Here is an 18562-nt window from a genome sequence, read left to right as displayed (position 1 = left end):
AGCGCCGCCAGGCGCGACTTCCGAGGCAGGCTCTCGGCGAGGATCATGCGCGGCTCCGATTCAGGGCCGCCGCATCGATTCAGAGAAATCCCCGCCTGTCACCTGTCACATGAGTTCGGAACCCTGGGGTCGTGGTTTGAGGGATTGACCGCTGGCGCATGGCGACCCATCATCGTGAGGTGATCGCATCATGCGAGGCGAGCCGGTTTCATGAAGCGAGCGACGATCGCGGACCTCTCGCGCGAAGCCGGCGTCAGCGTCGCCACGGTCGATCGCGTCCTGAACGGGCGCGTGAAGGTGCGGGAGGAGACCGCGCGCAAGGTGCATGAGGCGGCCCGGCGCATCGGCTATCACGGCGCGAACGCGATCCACAGCCGGATGCTGGCGGACCTTCCCGAGATGCATTTCGGGATCATCCTGCAGAAGGGCGGCCACGCCTTCTACCAGGCCTTCGCGGCCGAGATCGAGGACCAGCTCCGGGCACACGCCGATCACCGGCTGCGCGCGACCGTCCGCTTCGCGGAGAGCACCCGCCCGTCCGAGCTCGCCGAGATGCTGGGATGGATGCGGGGCAAGGTTCACGCCGTCGCGGCCACCGGGCTCGACCACCACGAGGTCACGCGCGCCGTCGAGGACCTGCGCGCCCGCGGCGTGCCGACGTTCTCGCTGCTGTCCGATTTCGCGCAGGGCGTGCGCGAAGGCTATGTCGGGCTGAACAACCTCAAGGTCGGCCGCGCGATCGGCTGGCTGATGGCCCGGATCGCGCGCCGCCCCGGCAAGGTCGTGACGTTCGTGGGCGGCAACCGCTTCCACGGCCACCAGCTGCGGGAGACCGGGCTGCGCAGCTCGTTTCGCGAATACGCCCCGGACATCGAGATGCTGGGGACCATTCTGAACCTCGAGGAGCGCCAGGTCACCTACGAGGCCACGCACGCCCTGCTCGAATCGCATCCGGACCTCTCCGGCATCTACTGCGCGGGCGGCGGCATGGAAGGCGCGATCGCGGCGATGCGCGAGTCCGGCCGGGCGAACGAGGTGATGCTCGTGGTCAACGAGCTGACCGACGAGTCGCGCGAGGCGCTCCAGGACGGAACGGTCAAGATCGTGCTCCGCACGCCGCTTCCCCAGCTCTGCGCCGAGCTCATCCCACTGATGATCCACGCCGTGGAGAAGGGCATGGCGGAGACGCCTGGCCAGCGGTTCCTGCCGTTCGAGCTCTGGACCCCGGAGTCGCTCTGACGTGATGGACTTACATCATTTGTATGGTGCGTTTTGCGGCATGAATGATGGGGAACACGGCTCGCAGTCGATTGACCGGGCGCAGCCATGCTGGCAACCATCGGGTGGGCCAGCGAAGCGAGAGCCGGCTCGGGGGAATGATGACGGACCGAGGGTCCGTGCTGCGTCGTCCCCCTGACGTGAGAATTAACAGGTCGCCCCCGGAGGGCGCTCAGCGGAGGAAAAAATGAGAAACCTTCTGGCATCGGCCGCCGTGCTCGTCTCGATTGCGAGCGGCGCCTCGGCGGCGAACGTCGGCGTCTCGATGGCGCTCTTCGACGACAACTTCCTGACCGTGCTCCGCAACGGGCTCATCCAGTATGCGGGCACTCTCGACGGCGTCGACGTGCAGATCGAGGACGCGCAGAACGACGTGGCCAAGCAGCTCGACCAGATCAACAACTTCATCGCGTCGGGCGTCGACGCGATCATCGTGAACCCGGTCGACACCTCGGCGACGCAGGCGATGTCGAACGCGGCCGAGGGCGCGGGCATCCCGCTCGTCTTCGTCAACCGCCAGCCGATCAACGTCGACAGCCTGCCCGACAACCAGGCCTTCGTCGCCTCGGACGAGCGCGAGTCCGGGACGCTCGAGACCCTCGAGGCCTGCCGGCTGTTCAAGGAGGCCGGCAAGACCGAGGCGAACGTCTACGTCATCATGGGCGAGCTCTCGAACCAGGCGGCGCAGCAGCGCACCCAGGACATCCTCGACGTGATCGGCGGGCCCGACTGCGGCGTGAAGGTCAACATCATCGACAAGCAGACCTCGAACTGGCAGCGCGACGTCGCGCAGAACCTGATGACCAACTGGCTGTCGACGGGCGCCGACTTCGACGGGGTGATCGCCAACAACGACGAGTCGGCGATCGGCGCCATCCAGGCGATGAAGGCCGCGGGCATCGACATGAAGTCGGTGGTGGTCGGCGGCGTCGACGCGACCCAGGACGCGCTCCAGGCGATGCAGGCGGGCGATCTCGACGTGACCGTGTTCCAGGACGCGGCCGGCCAGGGCTCGGGGGCGCTCGACGCGGCGCTGAAGCTCGCCAAGGGCGAGAGCGTCGAGCAGAAGGTCTACATCCCCTTCCAGCTCGTCACGCCGGCGAACATGGGCGACTTCCTGAAGAAGAACTGAGGCGCGCAAGCGCGTGCCTCCCCGGGGCCGGCGACGCGCGCCGGCCCGCTCCCGCCCCTGCGACGGACAGGCCCCGCCCTGAGGGCGTCGCACTCTAGGAAAATCGACATGGCGCAGTCCCAGACCACGCATGGCGTCGGTGGCCTGACCTTCGATGCATCGAAGCGGCACCGTCCCCCCGAGCTCAACGTCTTCTTTGCCCTGATCCTTCTCGTCGCGGTCTTCGAGGCGCTGGGCTGGCTGCTGATGGGCGACTCCTTCCTGTTCAACACGCGGGAGAACGCCACCTCGATCTTCAACACCGCGCGGCTCAACATCATCATCCTGCAGGTGTCGATCATCGGCATCATCGCCATCGGCGTCACGCAGGTGATCATCCTCGGCGGCATCGACCTCTCGTCCGGCTCGGTGGTCGGCGCCACGGCGATGATCGCGATGAGCTTCGCCCAGGTTTCGCTGGTCAACGGCCAGCCGAACCCGAAGATGATGCTGCCCGAGGGCTGGCAGGATCTCTCGGTGCTTGCGCCCGTGATCGTCGGCCTCGCCTGCGGCCTCGTCGCCGGCCTGATCAACGGCAGCCTGATCGCCTGGACGAAGATCCCGCCGTTCATCGCCACGCTCGGCATGATGGTCACCGCCCGCGGCGTCGCCAAGTGGTGGTCGAAGGGCGAGCCGATCAGCTTCCCGACCGAGAGCTACGCCGCGATCGGCAAGGGGATGACGCCGGTCTTCATCTTCATCGCGCTGGCCATCCTCTTCCACCTCATCCTGCGCCACACCGTCTACGGCAAGCACACCTACGCCATCGGCTCGAACGAGGCGGCGGCGCGGATGTCGGGCATCAAGGTCGACCGGCACAAGGTGATGGTCTACGCGATCGCCGCGATCCTCGCCTCCGTCGCCGCCATCGTCCTCTCGTCGAAGAACCTGACCGCGCAGGCCGGCATGGGCACCATGTACGAGCTCGACGCCATCGCGATGACGGTGATCGGCGGGGTCAGCCTCTCCGGCGGCCGCGGCTCGATCCTCGGCACCGTGCTCGGCGCGCTGATCTTCGGGGTGATCATCTCCGGGTTCACCTTCCTCAAGCTCGACGCCTACTATCAGGAGATGGTCAAGGGCGTGATCATCGTCGGGGCCGTCGTGCTCGACCAGTGGCGCCAGCGCCGCGCCTCGTCCCGGATGTGAGGAGATACAGCCATGAGCGACATCCGGACCAACATCTCGGGCAAGAACGCCCCCCACTCCGACAAGGCCCTCGGCGAGGTCATTCTGCGGACCGAGGGGCTGACCAAGCACTACGGCGGCGTCCATGCCCTCGTCGACTGCAACTTCGAGATCCGGAAGGGCGAGCACGTCGCCATCATGGGCGACAACGGCGCGGGCAAGTCGACCTTCGTGCGGCAGATCACCGCCGTGGAGCGGCGGACCGGAGGCAAGGTGTGGTTCAACGGCGAGTACGTCGACTTCGCCGGACCGCTCGAGGCCCGCGAGGCCGGGATCGAGACGGTGTTCCAGACCCTCGCCCTCGCCGACCATCTCGACGTGCCCGACAACCTCTTCCTCGGGCGCGAGAAGATCCGCCTCAACCTCGGGCCGTTCTCGATCCTCGACTACAAGGGGATGCGCGACGCGACGCTCGCCGGGCTGCAGAAGACCGGAGTGAAGATCCCGAACATCCACAACACCATCCAGAACATGTCGGGCGGCCAGCGCCAGTGCGTCGCGATCGCCCGCACCGCGACCTTCCACTCGAAGCTCACCATCATGGACGAGCCGACCGCGGCGCTCGGGGTGCAGGAGACCGCCCAGGTCGAGAACATCATCCGCACGCTGAAGGAGCAGGGCGAGCCCCTGATCCTCATCAGCCACAACATGCGGCAGGTGATGGACCTCTGCGACCGGATCGTCGTGTGGCGGCGCGGACGGATCTGCGCCAACCTCCGCAAGGAGGAGACCGACGGCCAGGACGTGGTCGCCTACATCACCGGCGCCAAGACCCAGGAGCAGTACGCCGGCGTCGCCTGAGCGGCGCCAGATCCCCTTTCGCAATGGAGACCACGGTGAAGATCGCCCTCGACCCGTTCATGCACCGCCACCTGTCGCTCGAGGCCCTGCCCGGCAAGGTGGCCGAGCTCGGCTACGAGTGGGTGGAGCTCAGCCCCCGCGCCGACTTCCTCGAATGGTTCAAGGCGCCCCGCGTCTACCCGGCGCGGATCAAGGCGGTGAGGCGCGCCTTCGAGGACGCCGGCGTCGGCATCGCCTCGCTCCTGCCGATGTACCGCTGGGCCTCGAACGACGAGACGGAGCGGCAGGCGGCGGTGCGGCACTGGAAGCGGGCGATCGAGATCGCGGTCGAGCTCGGCGTCGACACGATGAACTCCGAGTTCGGCCGCGGCCCGCACCCCGACAAGGGGAGCTGCTACTGCTGCCACACCGGCAGCATGATCGAGGCCTGCGAGGACGCCTGGTGGCGGTCGATGGAGGAGCTCGTGCCGGTGTTCGAGAAGGAGGGGATCAACCTCCACGTCGAGCCCCACCCCGAGGACTGGTGCGAGACGATCCAGCCGGCGCTCGACATCATCCGCACGGTCAACTCCAGGCGGGTGAGGTTCCTCTACTGCGCGCCGCACACCTACTATTTCGGCGACGACACCGTGGCGATGCTGCGGGAGAGCGCCGACGTCCTTGCCCACGTCCACGTCGGCGACACCTTCAACCACCGCGCCTCCTCGGGCCTGCGCTACATCCTGAACCCGCCGGGCACGCAGGCCCGCATCCACCAGCACCTCGACATCGGCCAGGGCGAGGTGCCGTGGGACGACTTCTTCGGCACGCTCGCCGAGATCGAGTTCGACGGCATCATGACCGCCTGCGTCTTCGCCTGGGAGGACCGGGCCGACGCCTCGGGCCGCTTCATGCGCGCCGAGATGCAGCGCTACATCGACAAGTTCCGGAAGTGAGGACTGACATGACCCTCCGCATCGGCCTCATCGGCGCCGGGGCCATCGGCCGCGACCACGCTCGCCGCATCAATCAGGTCCTGACCGGGGCGAAGATCACCGCCCTTTCGGACGTCGACGCCGCGAGCGCGAAGGCGGTGAAAGCCGACATCGCCCCCGACGCGACGGTCTTCGCGACCGGCGAGGAGCTGATCGCCTCGCCCGAGGTCGACGCCGTCCTCGTCTGCTCGTGGGGCCAGACCCACGAGGCCTATGTTCTCGCCGCCATCGCCGCGGGCAAGCCCTGCTTCTGCGAGAAGCCGCTCGCCACCACCGCCGAGGGCGCCAAGCGCATCGTCGACGCCGAGGCGGCGACCGGCCGGCGGCTGGTGCAGGTCGGCTTCATGCGCCGCTACGACGCCGGCTACCGGATGCTGAAGGCGGTCGTGGACAGCGCGATCGGCACGCCGCTCATGGTGCATGCAGCGCACCGCAACCCGACGGTGCCTGACCACTACACCACGCCGATGGCGATCAACGACACGCTGATCCACGAGATCGACGTGCTGCGCTGGCTGCTCGACGACGACTACGTCTCGGCGCAGGTGGTCTTCCCTCGCCGCACCTCGAACGCCCCGCGCGACCTCAAGGACCCGCAGGTGGTGCTGCTCGAGACCGCGAAGGGCATCCGCATCGACGTCGAGGTGTTCGTGAACTGCCGCTACGGCTACGACATCCAGTGCGAGGTGGTCGGCGAGGAGGGGCTGGCGCGGCTGCCGGAGCCGATGGCGATCGTCATGCGCAAGGAGGCGAAGCTGCAGAACGCGATCCTGACCGACTGGAAGGACCGCTTCATCGCGAGCTACGACGTCGAGCTGCAGGACTTCATCGACGCCGCCGCCAAGGGCACGGCCTCGGGCCCGACCTCGTGGGACGGCTACGTCGCCGCGATCTCGTCCGACGCCTGCCTCAAGGCGCAGGAGACGCCGGGCGCCATCGTCCCGATCACCCTGCCGGCGCGTCCGGCGCTCTATGCCTGAGGCCAGAGCCATGCGCTTCGCGCTCAACCACATCACCACGCCGTCGCTCCCCGTCGCGGAGTTCTTCGCCCTCGCCCGCAAGCTCGGGATCGCCGAGGTCGAGGTCCGCAACGACACGCCGAACGTCGTCGGCGGCGTCGCCCCCGAGGCGGTGAAGGTTGCCGCGGAGAAGGCCGGCGTCACCCTCGTCTCGATCAACGCGCTCTATCCGTTCAACGTCTGGTCCGGCGACCTGCCCGCGCGCGCGACGGCGCTCGCCGACTACGCGAAGGACGCCGGCGCGAAGGCGCTGGTCATGTGCCCGCTCAACGACGGGACGCCGGTCGCCCGCGCCGACCTCGTCGCGGCGCTGGTCGCACTGGCGCCGATCCTGCGCGAGCGCGGGCTCGTGGGTCTCGTCGAGCCGCTGGGCTTCCCGATCTCCTCGCTGCGGACCAAGGCCGAGGCGGTGGCCGCGATCGACGCGGCCGGGGGCGGCGACGTCTACCGGCTGGTGCACGACACCTTCCACCACACGCTCGCGGGCGAGACGGCGTTCTTCCCGGAGCGCACCGGCCTCGTCCACATCTCGGGCGTGACCGACCCGGGCCTGGCCGTCGAGGACATGCTCGACGCGCACCGGGTTCTCGTCGACGATGCCGACCGGCTCGGCAACGTCGCGCAGATCCGCGAGCTCCTCGCCCTCGGCTACGCCGGCCCGTTCAGCTTCGAGCCGTTCGCCGAGGAGGTGCAGGGGCTCGCCGACCCGGAGGCCGCGCTCCGCGCGAGCATGGGGCACGTGACCGAGGCGCTGACGGAGCGGGCCTGAGGCGCCGCGTCCTGGAAGGGTAGAGAGATGACCAAGACGCTGGACGTTATCACGATTGGGCGTTCGTCTGTTGACCTTTACGGGGATCAGGTGGGGGGTCGGCTGGAGGACATGGGGAGCTTCTCGAAGTACATCGGGGGCTCGCCGACCAACATCGCCTGCGGCGCGGCGCGGCTGGGGCTGAGGTCCGCGGTCATCACCGGGGTGGGCGACGAGCACATGGGGCGGTTCATCGTCGAGCAGCTCCGGCGCGAGGGGGTGGACACGCGCGGGGTGAAGGTGGACCCGGAGCGGCTGACGGCGCTGGTGCTGCTGGGGATCCGCGACGACGCGCGGTTTCCGCTGATCTTCTACCGCGAGAACTGCGCCGACATGGGGCTGACCGTGGCCGACATCGACGAGGGCCTCCTCGCCGACGCCCGCGCGCTCGTGGTCACCGGCACCCATCTCAGCCACAAGCGGACCGAGGCGGCCGTGCTGAAGGCGCTCGACCTCGCGAAGCGGCACGGGGCGCGGACGGCGCTCGACATCGACTACCGCCCGAACCTCTGGGGCGTCGCCGGCCACGGCGAGGGCGAGAGCCGCTTCGTCGAGAGCGCCGAGGTGACGCGGAAGCTCCAGTCCGCCCTGCGCCGCTTCGACCTGATCGTCGGCACCGAGGAGGAGTTCCACATCGCCGGCGGCTCCACCGACACGCTCGAGGCCCTGCGCGCGGTGCGCGCCGTTTCCGACGCGACGCTGATCTGCAAGCGCGGCGCGAAGGGGGCGGTCGCCTTCGAGGGCGCCATTCCGGGGAGCCTCGACGACGGCCAGACCGGCCCCGGCTTCCCGATCGAGGTCTTCAACGTGCTCGGGGCCGGCGACGGCTTCTTCTCCGGCCTGCTCAAGGGCTGGCTGGAGGACGCCGACTGGCCGACGGCGCTGAAATACGCCAACGCCTGCGGCGCCTTCGCCGTCTCGCGCCACGGCTGCACCCCGGCCTATCCCTCGGCGGCGGAGCTCGCCTTCTTCCTCGACCGCGGCGTGGCGCGCCCGGACCTGAGGAACGACCAGCCGCTCGAGCAGATCCACTGGTCGACCACCCGCGCCGGCGCGTGGCCGGAGATGCGGGTCTTCGCCTTCGACCACCGGATGCAGCTCGAGGAGATGGAGGGGGCCACCCTCCCGAAGATCGGCGCCTTCAAGCAGCTGTGCCTCAAGGCGGCCCTCGAGGTCGCCGACGGCCGCCCCGGCTACGGCATCCTCTGCGACAACCGCCTCGGCCGCGCCGCGCTGCACGCCGCCTCCGGCACGGGCCTCTGGATCGGCCGGCCCTGCGAGTGGCCGGGCTCCCGCCCGCTGACGCTGGAGCCCGAGCTCGGGCTCGACTGCGGCGGCCTCGGCGAGTGGGCGCGCGAGGACGTGGTCAAGGCGCTCTGCTTCTGCCACCCCGACGACGACGCCGAGACCCGCGCCGGCCAGGAGGCGACGGTGAGGCGGCTCTGGGAGGCGTCGCGCCGCAGCCGGCTCGAGTTCCTGCTGGAGATCATCCCGTCGAAGGTCGGCCCCGTCGACGACGACACGACCGCGACGCTGATCCGCCAGTTCTACGCGGCGGGCGTCTGGCCCGACTGGTGGAAGCTCGAGCCGATGACCTCGCGCGCCGCCTGGGCCAACGCGATCGCCGCGATCGAGGCGCACGACGCCCATACCCGCGGCATCGTCGTCCTCGGCCTCGACGCGCCGGAGGCCGAGCTCGCCGCGAGCTTCGAGACCGCGGCCGGGTTCGACCTCGTGAAGGGCTTCGCCGTCGGCCGGACGATCTTCGGCGACGTGGCGCGGGCCTGGATGAAGGGCGAGACCGGCGACGCGGATGCGGTCGCGGCGATGGCGACGCGCTACGCCCGGCTCTGCGCCCTCTGGGACGAGGCGCGGTCGGCGGCGCGGGCGGCGGCGCGGGAGGCGGTGGCGTGAAGGACAGGGGGGGAAGGATGGGCACGGTGCGGCTGACCGCGGCGCAGGCGATGGTGCGCTGGCTCTCGGTGCAGATGACGGAAGAGGGCGAGCGGTTCATCGAAGGCGTCTGGGCGATCTTCGGCCACGGCAACGTCGCCGGCGTCGGCGAGGCGCTGCACCGCTGCCGCGACGTCCTGCCGACGTGGCGCGGCCAGAACGAGCAGACCATGGCCCACGCCGCCATCGCCTACGCCAAGACCCTGCGCCGCCGCCGCGCCCATGCCGTCACCGCCTCGATCGGCCCGGGCTCGACCAACATGGTGACCGCAGCGGCGCTGGCGCACGTCAACCGCCTGCCGGTGCTCCTCATCTGCGGCGACGTCTTCGCCAACCGCCGCCCCGACCCGGTCTTGCAGCAGATCGAGGACTTCGACGACGGCACGGTCTCGGCCAACGACTGCTTCCGCCCGGTCACCCGCTACTTCGACCGCATCATGCGGCCCGAGCAGCTCCTGACCGCGCTCCCCCGGGCGCTGCGCACCCTGACGGACCCGGCCGATTGCGGCCCCGTCTGCCTCGCCTTCTGCCAGGACGTGCAGGCCGAGGCCTGGGACTATCCCGAGAGCTTCTTCGAGCCCCGGGTCTGGCGCATCCGCCGTCCCGAGCCCGACCCGGCCGAGGTCGAGGCCGTCGTCGCCGCGATCCGGGCCGCGAAGGCGCCGGTGATCGTCGCCGGCGGCGGCGTGCTCTACTCCGGCACCGAGGCGCTCCTCGCCGACTTCGCCGAGCGGCGCAACATCCCGATCGTCGAGACCCAGGCCGGCAAGGGCGCGACCTCCTGGGAGCACCCGATGAACTTCGGCTCGCCCGGGGTCACGGGCTCGGCCTGCGGCAACGACGCCTGCGCGAGCGCCGACCTCGTCATCGGCGTCGGGACCCGCCTCCAGGACTTCACCACCGGCTCGTGGACGGTGTTCGCCAACCCCGACCGCCGGCTCGTCTCGATCAACGTCGCCGGCTACGACGCGCTGAAGCACGGCGCGCTCGGCGTCCTCGGCGACGCGAAGGTGACGCTGGAGCGGATCGACGCCGCCCTCGGTGGCCTCCGCTTCGAGGCGGCCGACGCCAAGGCGCGCACCGACTGGCACGCCGCCGTGGCCGCGGTCACCGCCGCGCCGCCGAAGGACGCCAACAAGCTCCCCTCCGACGCCCAGGTGATCGGCGCCGTGCAGCGCATCGCCACCGACAAGACCGTGGCGATGTGCGCCGCCGGGACCATGCCGGGGGCGCTGCAGGTGCTCTGGCAGGCGGCTAAGGGCGGCTACCACATGGAGTACGGCTATTCCTGCATGGGCTACGAGGTGGCCGGCGCGATGGGGATCAAGCTCGCCGACCCGTCGAGGGAGGTGATCTGCTTCGTCGGCGACGGCAGCTACATGATGGCGAACTCCGAGCTGGCGACGGCGGTCATGCGCCGCGTCCCCTTCACCGTCGTGCTGACCGACAACCGCGGCTACGGCTGCATCAACCGCCTGCAGCAGGAATGCGGCGGCGCCGAGTTCAACAACATGTACAAGGACAGCGCCGTCGAGGCCCAGCCCGAGATCGACTTCGTGGCCCATGCCGCCTCGATGGGGGCGCATGCCGAGAAGGCGCGGGACATCCCCGACCTCGAGGCGAAGATCGTCGCCGCCCGCGGCCGCGACGTGCCCTCCGTCATCGTCATCGACACCGAGGCCGTCTCCGGAACCGGCGTCGGCGGCTGCTGGTGGGACGTCGCCGTCCCCCAAGCCGGCGGCCCCGAACGCCTCGAGAAAGCGCGCGAGCGATACGAGGCCAACGCCCCGCTCCAGCGCGTCTGCAACTGAGGGACCTCCCCATGATCCTCTTCGGCGCCAATCCCATCGCCTGGTCGAACGACGACGACTGGACGCTCGGCGACCACCTCTCCCTCGACGACTGCCTCTCCGACTGCCGGCGGATCGGCTTCGACGGCGTCGAGAAGGGCCACAAGATGCCCGACGCGGGCGACGCCCTCAGGCGCAGGCTCGCCGAGTACGGCCTGCGCTTCGCCGCCGGCTGGCACTCGACCAACCTCCTCACGAACGACCTCGCTGCCGAGACGGCGCGGCTCAGGGCCTGGATCGACTTCACCCGCGCCGCCGGCGGCGACCACATCAACGCCTGCGAGTGCTCGAACACCGTCCATGGCGACGACAAGGTCGCGGTCAACGACCGGCCGATCATGACCGACGCCGAGTGGGAGCGATTCTCGAAGGGCTACGAGGAGCTGTCGCGCTTCGCCGCCGACGAGGGGATGAGGATGGGCTACCACCACCACATGGGCACCATCATCGAATCCGCCGCCGACATCGACCGCTTCATGGCCATGGCCGGCCCCCATACGCGCCTCCTCCTCGACACCGGCCACGCCTTCTTCGGCGGCGCCGACCCGGAGGAGGTGGCGCGGAAATACATGGACCGCGTCACCCACATCCACGCCAAGAACGTCCGCCCCGCGATCATGCGCGAGGTCCGCGCGCAGAACCTCTCCTTCCTCGAGGGCGTGCGCCGCGGCGCCTTCACCGTCCCGGGCGATCCCGAGGGCTGCGTCGCCTTCGAGCCGGTGCTGAGGATCGCCGCCGAGCGCGGCTATTCCGGCTGGCTCGTCATCGAGGCGGAGCAGGACAGCGCCGTGCGCGAGCCCTTCCCCTACCAGAGCATGGGCCTGAAGGCGCTGAAGGCGATGGCGCGCGAGGTCGGCCTCGATGCCGCGCGGGCGACCGCATGAGCCCGCTCCTCCGCAAGCCCTTCGGAACGCGCGGCAAGGTCCACGAGGTCACCCCCGCCTCCGCCGGCTGGCGCCACGTCGGCTTCTCGCTCTGGCGGCTCCGCCCCGGCGATGTCGCCGCCGGCGTGACCGGCGGCGACGAGGTCATCCTCGTCGTCGTCGAGGGAAAGGCGCGGATCACCGGGGCCGGGCAGGACTGGGGCGTCCTCGGCGAGCGCCGGTGCGTCTTCGAGAAGACCCCTCCGCACAGCCTCTACCTGCCGAACGGCAGCGCGTGGGCGGCGACGGCCGAGACCGACTGCACCCTCGCCGTCTGCGCCGCCCCCGGCAAGGGCGGCCATCCGGCGCGGAGGATCGGGCCGGACGGGATCACCCTGACCCGGCGCGGCAAGGGCACGAACACCCGCCACATCAACAACATCGCGATGGAGGCCGAGGACGTCGCCGACGCGCTCCTCGTCACCGAGGTGTTCACCCCCGCCGGCAACTGGTCGTCCTACCCCTCGCACCGCCACGACGAGGACGACTTCCCGCGCATCACCTACCTCGAGGAGACCTACTACCACCGCCTGAATCCGCAGGACGGCTTCGCCATCCAGCGCGTCTACACCGACGACGGGCTCCTCGACGAGACGATGGCGGTCAGGGACGGCGACGTCACCCTCGTCCCCCGCGGCCACCATCCCTGCGGCGCCCCCTACGGCTTCGAGCTCTACTACCTCAACGTCATGGCCGGCCCCCGCCGCAACTGGCGCTTCGTCCCCGCCCCCGAGGTCGAATGGATCATGAAGCGCGACGCCTGAGCGCCCGCCCCGGGCGACGCCGCCGGGGCGCCACAACCTCGAAGCCGCCCCGGACCGGATCTGCGCCGTCGCCTCAACCGCCCCCGGCGAAGGCCGACGCCTCCCGACGCACCGCCTCGACAAGCCACCCGGCCGCAGCGCTGGCCAACCGGAATGCACGCCGACGCCGAGTTCGTCTGCCAACCATGGCCCGCGCTTTCCCGGCGCCTCGGAAGATGACCGAGGTGCGGGGAGCGTCCCCTGCGGTCTTGCCGAGACGGCCCCGGTCTCTTGATCGGGGCCGTCTCAGGGGTGAGGATTCCGGGAAATATCCCACAGTGTGACGCTAGTCATGTTGTTGTTTTTGCTTTGATATAAAGTTACCCACAGATTTATCCACAGGCCGGCCAGGGGGATCAGAGGGCGTCTGCGTCTGCCCTCCCGCCACCGCTCGCTCGGTGGATCAACTGGTCGTTGGCGCAGCCCTTGACGCCGGGGATGCTGGTGCAGTCGACCATGTCCTTCTGGTCGTCGGGGAGCTGCGTCTCGGCGGAGGGCGACGGACAGCGGCGGCGTTCAGGCCACAGGCGTCGCGAGAGCGCGGCCCTCGAAATGGGCGGCGAGGTTGTCGCGGACGAGTTGGCCCATCGCCTTGCGCGTCTCGATGGTGCCGGAGGCGTGGTGCGGCGCCAGGGCGACGTTCGGCAGGGCCGCAAAGCGCGGGTCGATCCCGGGCTCGTTCAGGAATACGTCGAGGCCGGCGGCCTTGATCCTGCCGGCTTCCAGGGCGGCCAGGAGCGCAGGCTCGTCGACGGTCGAGCCGCGGGAGACGTTGACGAGGATTCCGTCCGGGCCGAGAGCGTCGAGAACGGCGGCGTCGATCAGGCCGCGGGTGGCGTCGCTGGCGGCGAGGGTGAGGACCAGGAACTCCGAGCGCCGGGCAAGGGCGAGGAGGTCGGGCTCGAAGGCGTAGGGCGCATCGTCGCGCCGGCTGCGGCCGAAATAGGCGATGTCGCAGTCGAAGGCGGCGAGGCGCTTCGCGACGGCGCTGCCGATCCGGCCCATGCCGACGATGCCGACCGCCTTGCCGGTGACGCGGGTGGTGAGCGGCATCGCCCAGCCGCCGCGGCGGATCTCGGCGTCGCCCTGCGGGATCAGCCGGGCGGCGGCGAGGAGCAGCGCGACGGCCATGTCGGCGACGTCGGCGGTGAGGACGTCGGGCGTGTTCGTCACCCGGACGCCGGCGGCGCGGGCATGGGCGAGGTCGATCGCGTCGGTGCCGACGCCGTAGCAGGCGACGATCTCGAGCTTCGGCAGCGCGCGCATCAGCGCCGCCGAGGCGCCGAGGTCGCCGCGGGTGGCGACGGCGCGCACCTCAGCCCCGTGCTCGGCGAGGAAGGCGTCCGCGTCCGGCGCCTCCCAGAGCTTCAGGACGCGGTAGTTGGCCTCGAGGTCGTCGAGATCCCAGGCGGGATAGGCGCCGGTCATGAGGACGGTCGGCTTGGTCACGGGCGGGTCTCCGGGTCAGGGGCAGCGGCGCCGAGGGCGGCGACTGCGGCGGCGGCGAGGGGGCGGTCGATGTCGACGGTGACGGCGCCGGGCTCGCCGGAAGGATCATCGAGGGTGGCGAGCTGGCGCGCCAGCCGCGAGGGCGGCATGAAGTGGCCGGCTCGCGCGCCCACGCGGTCGGCGAGGAGCGCCGGGCAGCCCCGCGCAGGCACACGAAGGCGACCGGCCGTCCTGCGCCGGAGCGCGGGCGCGCGCGATAGCTGCGGAGGGGACGGCGATCCAGGAGCTGCTTCCCCGGGGCGCAGGCGCGCAGGCGCGCGCGGTAGCTGCGCGTCAGCGCCGAGCAGGAGACGACGCCGCCCTTGGCGAGGGCCGCGGCGACGCTGTCGAGCCAGGGCCAGCGGTCGGCGTCGTCGAGGGGGGATGCCGGCGGCCATCCTCGCCACGTTCGCGGCCGGGCGGAGCGCGTCCCCCTCGCGGCAAGGGCGGCCGAGCGCCGCGGCGAGGGCGGCCCCGACCGTGGACCTGCCGCAGCCGGAGACCCCCATGACCACGATCGCGGGCTCAGAGGCTCGCGGTGATGCCGCCATCGACATAGAGCGTGTGTCCGTTGACGAAGGAGGAGGCGTCGGAGGCGAGGAAGACGGCGGCGCCGACCAGTTCCTCGACCTTGCCCCAGCGGCCGGCCGGGGTGCGTTTCGCCAGCCACTCGGAGAAGGCCGGGTCGTCGACCAGCGCCTGGTTGAGCGGGGTCTCGAAATAGCCCGGCGCGAGGGCGTTGATCTGCAGGCCGTGGCGGGCCCAATCGGTCGCCATGCCGCGGGTGAGGTTGCGCACCGCGCCCTTGGTCGCGGTGTAGGGGGCGATGCCCGGTCGGGCGAGCTCGGACTGGACCGAGGCGATGTTGACGATCTTGCCGCGGCCGCGGGCGATCATGTGCCGGGCGACCGGCTGGCTGACGTAGAAGACGCTGGAGACGTTGGTGGCGAGGAGCTGCTGCCACCGCTCGACCGGGAAATCTTCCAGCGGCGTGCGGAACTGCATGCCGGCGTTGTTGACGAGGATGTCGATCGGGCCGGCGGCGAGCACGGCGGCGACGCCGGCGGCGGCGGCGTCGGGATCGGTGACGTCGAAGGCGGCGGCGCCGGCGCCCGGGATGCCGGCCGCGGCCGCGGCGAGCTTGCCCTCGTCGCGGCCGTTGAGGACGACCGTCGCCCCGTGCGCGGCGAGGCCGGCGGCGAGCGCGAGGCCGATGCCCTGGCTGGAGCCGGTGACGAGCGCGCGGCGGCCGGAGAGGTCGAAGAGCGGGAATGACATGGGCGGAGGCTTCTCCTTGCCGGTTCGCGCGCGGCGGTTGCGTCAGAAGGCGATCTGGACCTTCATCGAGCGGCTGCGGTCGCCGGCGGCCTCGAAGGCGGCGACTGCCTCGGCGACGGGCCAGGTGCCGGTCAGGAGCGGCGAGAGGTCGACCCGACGCGCGTTGATGAGGTCGACCGCGAGGCCGAATTCGGCATGGAAACGGAAGGTGCCGCGGAGCTCGATCTCCTTCGCCACGACGAGGTTCTGCGGGATGGCGATGTCGCCGCCGAGGCCGAGCTGGACGAGGACGCCGCGCGGGCGCAGGACGTCGAGGCCGGCGCGGATCGCGGCGGCGTTGCCGGAGGCCTCGAACTGCACGTCGAAGCTGCCCTTGTTCGCGCCGTAGGCGGCGAGGGCGTCGGCGTCGGTGGCGACGTTGATGGTGCGGTCGGCCCCGACCCTCCGCGCGAAGGCGAGGACGCCGTCGGCGACGTCGGTCGCGACGATCTCGCGGGCGCCGTGGGCACGGGCGGCGATGATCGCCAGCGCGCCGATCGGGCCGCAGCCGGTGACGAGCACGCGCCTGCCGAGGAGCGAGCCGGCGCGCGAGAGGGCGTGGAGGGTGACCGCGAAGGGCTCGGCGAGGGCGGCCTCGCCGATCGCGACGCCGTCCGCGACCTTGTGGCACTGGGAGGCGCGGGCGACAAGGCGCTCGCGAAAGGCGCCCTGGATGTGCGGGAAGGGCATGGCCGAACCATAGAAGCGCATGTCGAGGCAATGGTTCGGCAGGCCCTCGAGGCAGTAGGCGCAGGCGCCGCACGGCCGGCTCGGCGAGACGGCGACCCGGTCGCCCGCGGCGAGGCCGGCGACGCCCTCGCCGACGGCGATGACGCGGCCGGCGACCTCGTGGCCGAGGATCATCGGCTCGCGCAGGCGCACGGTCCCGAAGCCGCCGTGGGCGTAGTAGTGGAGGTCGGAGCCGCAGATGCCGCCGGCCTCGATCGCGACCTCGACCTCGCCGGGACCGGCCGTCTCGGGGGCGCGCTCCTCGATGCGCAGGTCGCGGGCGGCGTGGATGACGACGGCGCGCATGGGCGTCTCCTCAGTTGATCGCGCGGGCTTCGAGCGTGTCGATGAAGGCGCGGTCCCAGCGCCCGGCCTTCATCGCGGCGATGGTCGCCTCTTCCTTCTCGCGGTGGACGATCGCCTTGGCAATCAGGTCCTCGGCCTGCTCCGGCGGGAAGGCGAGGAGGCCGTCCTGGTCGCCGACGACGATGTCGCCGGGGCGGACGGTCATGCCGCCGAGGGTGACGGGCACGTTGATCGCGCCGGGGCCGTCCTTGTAGGGGCCGCGGTGGGTGTGGCCGGCGGCGTAGACCGGGAAGGTGCGCTCGGCGATCTCGGCGGTGTCGCGGATGGCGCCGTTCAGCACCATGCCGGCCATGCCGATCGAGGCGGCGTAGAAGGTGAGGATGCCGCCGACGAGCGCGTTGGCGCAGTCGCCGTCGGCGTCGACCACCATCACGTCGCCGGGGCGGCAGAACTCGAAGGCGCGCAGGATCGCGAGGTTGTCGCCGGCGCGGGTGCGCACGGTGACGGCCGTGCCGGCGAGGGGGCTCGGCTTGTGGTAGGGGCGGAGGCCGGCGAAGCCCTGGTTGCGGTGCAGCTGGTCGCTGATCAGGGCGACCTGGAGGTCGCGGAGGCGCTCCAGCAGCTCGGGCGCGACGGAGGGGGCGCTCGGGTTCTTCTCGATGGTCATGGGGTCATTCCTCAGCGGAGGTCGGCGACGGCGGCGGCGATGCGCTTCACGCCCTCGTCGAGGACGTCCTGCGACGTGGCGATCGACAGGCGGAAATAGGGCGAGAGGCCGTAGGCGGCGCCGGCGACCACCGCGACGCCAGCGCGCTCGAGCAGGTAGAGGACGACGTCGCCGTCCTCGGCCAGACGCTTGCCCTCGGGCGTGGTCCGGCCGATCAGGTCGGCGCAGTTGACGTAGAGGTAGAAGGCGCCCTCGGGGATGCGGCAGGAGAGGCCGGGGATGGCGTTGATTCCGGCCGCGGTCTTGTCGCGGCGGGCGCGGTAGGTGGCGACGCTTTCGGCGACGAAGGACTGGTCGCCATTGAGCGCCGCGGCGGCGGCGGCCTGGCTGACCGAGCAGGCGTTGCCGGCCGCCTGCGAGAGCAGGGTGTCGAGGGCGCGAATGAGGTCGCGCGGGCCGGCGGCCCAGCCGATGCGCCAACCGGTCATTGCGTAGGTCTTGGAGACGCCGTTGATCGCGAGGGTGCGGTCGCGGAGCTCCGGCGCGGCGGCGAGCAGGTGCGGCGCGACGCCGTTGGCGAAGCGGATGTGCTCATAGATGTCGTCGGTCATCACCATGACGTCCGGGTGGCGGGCGAGGACCTTCGCCAGCGCCCGGTACTCGTCGGCGGTGTAGGTGGCGCCGGTCGGGTTCGAGGGCGAGTTGAGGACCAGCCAGCGGGTCCGGGGCGTGATCGCCGCCTCGAGCTGGGCGGAGGTGAGCTTGAAGCCCTGCTCCTCGGGGCAGGCGACCGCCACGGGGACACCGTCGCAGGCGAGGGCGGCGTCGGGGTAGGACACCCAGTAGGGCGCCGGGACAATCACCTCGTCGCCTTCGTCGAGGGTAGCGGCGAAGGCGGCGTAGATCGCGCTCTTGGCGCCGTTCGTCACGACGATCTCGGAAGGGTCGAACTCGATGCCGTTCTCGCGCCGGAGCTTGTCGGCGATGGCCTTGCGGAGCTCCGGGGTGCCGGCGAGCGTGGTGTAGCGGGTGGCGCCGGCGTCCATCGCCTTCGCGGCGGCCTCGCGGATCGGGGCGGGCGTGTCGAAGTCGGGCTCGCCGACGACGAGGCTGACGATCGAGCGGCCTTCGCGGCGAAGCGCGTTGGCGCGGTCGGCGGCGGCGGTGCTCGGCGACGGCTTGATGCGCCGGACGCGCTCGGAAACGTGGATGCCCAAGGCCCTTCTCCCGGTCGTGACCCGTTGGATGTCCGGACGCTACTCCCGCCGACACGGCCGTGGCCAAGAC

17 protein-coding genes are annotated in these 18562 nt (G+C 70.9%); 11 read left to right on the top strand and 6 right to left on the bottom strand.

The genetic code is table 11. The features are described 5' to 3' along the window. Positions 1–210 precede the first annotated feature (210 nt). From KBB57_RS16190 to iolB, 11 genes are all read left to right on the top strand, one after another. Positions 211–1239: a LacI family DNA-binding transcriptional regulator gene (locus KBB57_RS16190; RefSeq protein WP_290752320.1), complete on the top strand. Its 1029-nt coding sequence runs from the start codon at positions 211–213 to the stop codon at positions 1237–1239. Positions 1240–1465: 226 nt separating this feature from the next. Then, positions 1466–2410 carry a sugar ABC transporter substrate-binding protein gene (locus KBB57_RS16185; RefSeq protein ID WP_290752317.1) on the top strand — a complete coding sequence of 315 codons (945 nt, stop codon included), beginning with the start codon at positions 1466–1468 and terminating at the stop codon, positions 2408–2410. Between the two features lie 108 nt (positions 2411–2518). Continuing rightward, a complete protein-coding gene (locus KBB57_RS16180; RefSeq protein WP_290752315.1) occupies positions 2519–3598 on the top strand; it encodes an ABC transporter permease in 1080 nt (359 codons plus the stop codon). Positions 3599–3610: 12 nt separating this feature from the next. Then, on the top strand, positions 3611–4438 hold the full coding sequence (locus KBB57_RS16175) for an ATP-binding cassette domain-containing protein (RefSeq protein ID WP_290752312.1): 828 nt from the start codon (positions 3611–3613) through the stop codon (positions 4436–4438). A gap of 35 nt (positions 4439–4473) precedes the next feature. After that, on the top strand, positions 4474–5373 hold the full coding sequence (locus KBB57_RS16170; protein WP_290752310.1) for a sugar phosphate isomerase/epimerase family protein: 900 nt from the start codon (positions 4474–4476) through the stop codon (positions 5371–5373). Positions 5374–5381: 8 nt separating this feature from the next. Then, positions 5382–6392, top strand: coding sequence for a Gfo/Idh/MocA family oxidoreductase (locus tag KBB57_RS16165; RefSeq protein ID WP_290752308.1), 1011 nt, complete (start codon positions 5382–5384; stop codon positions 6390–6392). A gap of 10 nt (positions 6393–6402) precedes the next feature. Beyond that, a complete protein-coding gene (locus KBB57_RS16160) occupies positions 6403–7200 on the top strand; it encodes a TIM barrel protein (protein WP_290752306.1) in 798 nt (265 codons plus the stop codon). Positions 7201–7227: 27 nt separating this feature from the next. Beyond that, on the top strand, positions 7228–9153 hold the full coding sequence (gene iolC / locus KBB57_RS16155; RefSeq protein WP_290752303.1) for a 5-dehydro-2-deoxygluconokinase: 1926 nt from the start codon (positions 7228–7230) through the stop codon (positions 9151–9153). 17 nt (positions 9154–9170) lie between these two features. Beyond that, a complete protein-coding gene (gene iolD / locus KBB57_RS16150; RefSeq protein ID WP_290752325.1) occupies positions 9171–11003 on the top strand; it encodes a 3D-(3,5/4)-trihydroxycyclohexane-1,2-dione acylhydrolase (decyclizing) in 1833 nt (610 codons plus the stop codon). A gap of 11 nt (positions 11004–11014) precedes the next feature. Then, entirely contained in the window at positions 11015–11926 is a 912-nt protein-coding gene (gene iolE, locus KBB57_RS16145; protein ID WP_290752300.1) for a myo-inosose-2 dehydratase, read from the top strand. Continuing rightward, positions 11923–12729 carry a 5-deoxy-glucuronate isomerase gene (iolB, locus tag KBB57_RS16140; protein ID WP_290752298.1) on the top strand — a complete coding sequence of 269 codons (807 nt, stop codon included), beginning with the start codon at positions 11923–11925 and terminating at the stop codon, positions 12727–12729. Before iolE ends, iolB begins: the two co-directional genes overlap by 4 nt. Before the next feature lie 555 nt (positions 12730–13284). Here the strand turns inward: iolB and KBB57_RS16135 are convergent. From KBB57_RS16135 to KBB57_RS16110, 6 genes are all read right to left on the bottom strand, one after another. Next, complete coding sequence (locus tag KBB57_RS16135) at positions 13285–14217, bottom strand: 2-hydroxyacid dehydrogenase (RefSeq protein WP_290752296.1); 933 nt, start codon at positions 14215–14217, stop codon at positions 13285–13287. Then, entirely contained in the window at positions 14214–14366 is a 153-nt protein-coding gene (locus KBB57_RS16130) for a hypothetical protein (protein ID WP_290752294.1), read from the bottom strand. Before KBB57_RS16130 ends, KBB57_RS16135 begins: the two co-directional genes overlap by 4 nt. 415 nt (positions 14367–14781) lie before the next feature. Beyond that, positions 14782–15534 carry an SDR family oxidoreductase gene (locus tag KBB57_RS16125; protein ID WP_290752292.1) on the bottom strand — a complete coding sequence of 251 codons (753 nt, stop codon included), beginning with the start codon at positions 15532–15534 and terminating at the stop codon, positions 14782–14784. A gap of 42 nt (positions 15535–15576) precedes the next feature. After that, a complete protein-coding gene (locus tag KBB57_RS16120; protein WP_290752290.1) occupies positions 15577–16608 on the bottom strand; it encodes an L-idonate 5-dehydrogenase in 1032 nt (343 codons plus the stop codon). 10 nt (positions 16609–16618) lie between these two features. Continuing rightward, positions 16619–17275 carry an RraA family protein gene (locus KBB57_RS16115; RefSeq protein WP_290752287.1) on the bottom strand — a complete coding sequence of 219 codons (657 nt, stop codon included), beginning with the start codon at positions 17273–17275 and terminating at the stop codon, positions 16619–16621. Positions 17276–17286: 11 nt separating this feature from the next. Then, the gene (locus tag KBB57_RS16110) at positions 17287–18492 is read right to left on the bottom strand and encodes an aspartate transaminase (RefSeq protein WP_290752284.1); all 1206 of its coding nucleotides are present in this window, start codon (positions 18490–18492) and stop codon (positions 17287–17289) included. Positions 18493–18562: the final 70 nt, after the last annotated feature.

The sequence above is a fragment of the Amaricoccus sp. genome (assembly GCF_017993425.1).
GTDB lineage: Bacteria > Pseudomonadota > Alphaproteobacteria > Rhodobacterales > Rhodobacteraceae > Amaricoccus.
This window is presented reverse-complemented; position numbering and strand designations above follow the sequence as displayed.

Coding starts and splice junctions, on each gene's coding strand:
- KBB57_RS16190 (WP_290752320.1), top strand. CDS start 211: ATGAAGCGAGCGACGATCGCGGACCTCTCGCGCGAAGCCGGCGTCAGC.
- KBB57_RS16185 (WP_290752317.1), top strand. CDS start 1,466: ATGAGAAACCTTCTGGCATCGGCCGCCGTGCTCGTCTCGATTGCGAGC.
- KBB57_RS16180 (WP_290752315.1), top strand. CDS start 2,519: ATGGCGCAGTCCCAGACCACGCATGGCGTCGGTGGCCTGACCTTCGAT.
- KBB57_RS16175 (WP_290752312.1), top strand. CDS start 3,611: ATGAGCGACATCCGGACCAACATCTCGGGCAAGAACGCCCCCCACTCC.
- KBB57_RS16165 (WP_290752308.1), top strand. CDS start 5,382: ATGACCCTCCGCATCGGCCTCATCGGCGCCGGGGCCATCGGCCGCGAC.
- KBB57_RS16160 (WP_290752306.1), top strand. CDS start 6,403: ATGCGCTTCGCGCTCAACCACATCACCACGCCGTCGCTCCCCGTCGCG.
- iolC (WP_290752303.1), top strand. CDS start 7,228: ATGACCAAGACGCTGGACGTTATCACGATTGGGCGTTCGTCTGTTGAC.
- iolD (WP_290752325.1), top strand. CDS start 9,171: ATGGGCACGGTGCGGCTGACCGCGGCGCAGGCGATGGTGCGCTGGCTC.
- iolE (WP_290752300.1), top strand. CDS start 11,015: ATGATCCTCTTCGGCGCCAATCCCATCGCCTGGTCGAACGACGACGAC.
- iolB (WP_290752298.1), top strand. CDS start 11,923: ATGAGCCCGCTCCTCCGCAAGCCCTTCGGAACGCGCGGCAAGGTCCAC.
- KBB57_RS16130 (WP_290752294.1), bottom strand. CDS start 14,366: ATGCCGCCCTCGCGGCTGGCGCGCCAGCTCGCCACCCTCGATGATCCT.
- KBB57_RS16125 (WP_290752292.1), bottom strand. CDS start 15,534: ATGTCATTCCCGCTCTTCGACCTCTCCGGCCGCCGCGCGCTCGTCACC.
- KBB57_RS16120 (WP_290752290.1), bottom strand. CDS start 16,608: ATGCGCGCCGTCGTCATCCACGCCGCCCGCGACCTGCGCATCGAGGAG.
- KBB57_RS16115 (WP_290752287.1), bottom strand. CDS start 17,275: ATGACCATCGAGAAGAACCCGAGCGCCCCCTCCGTCGCGCCCGAGCTG.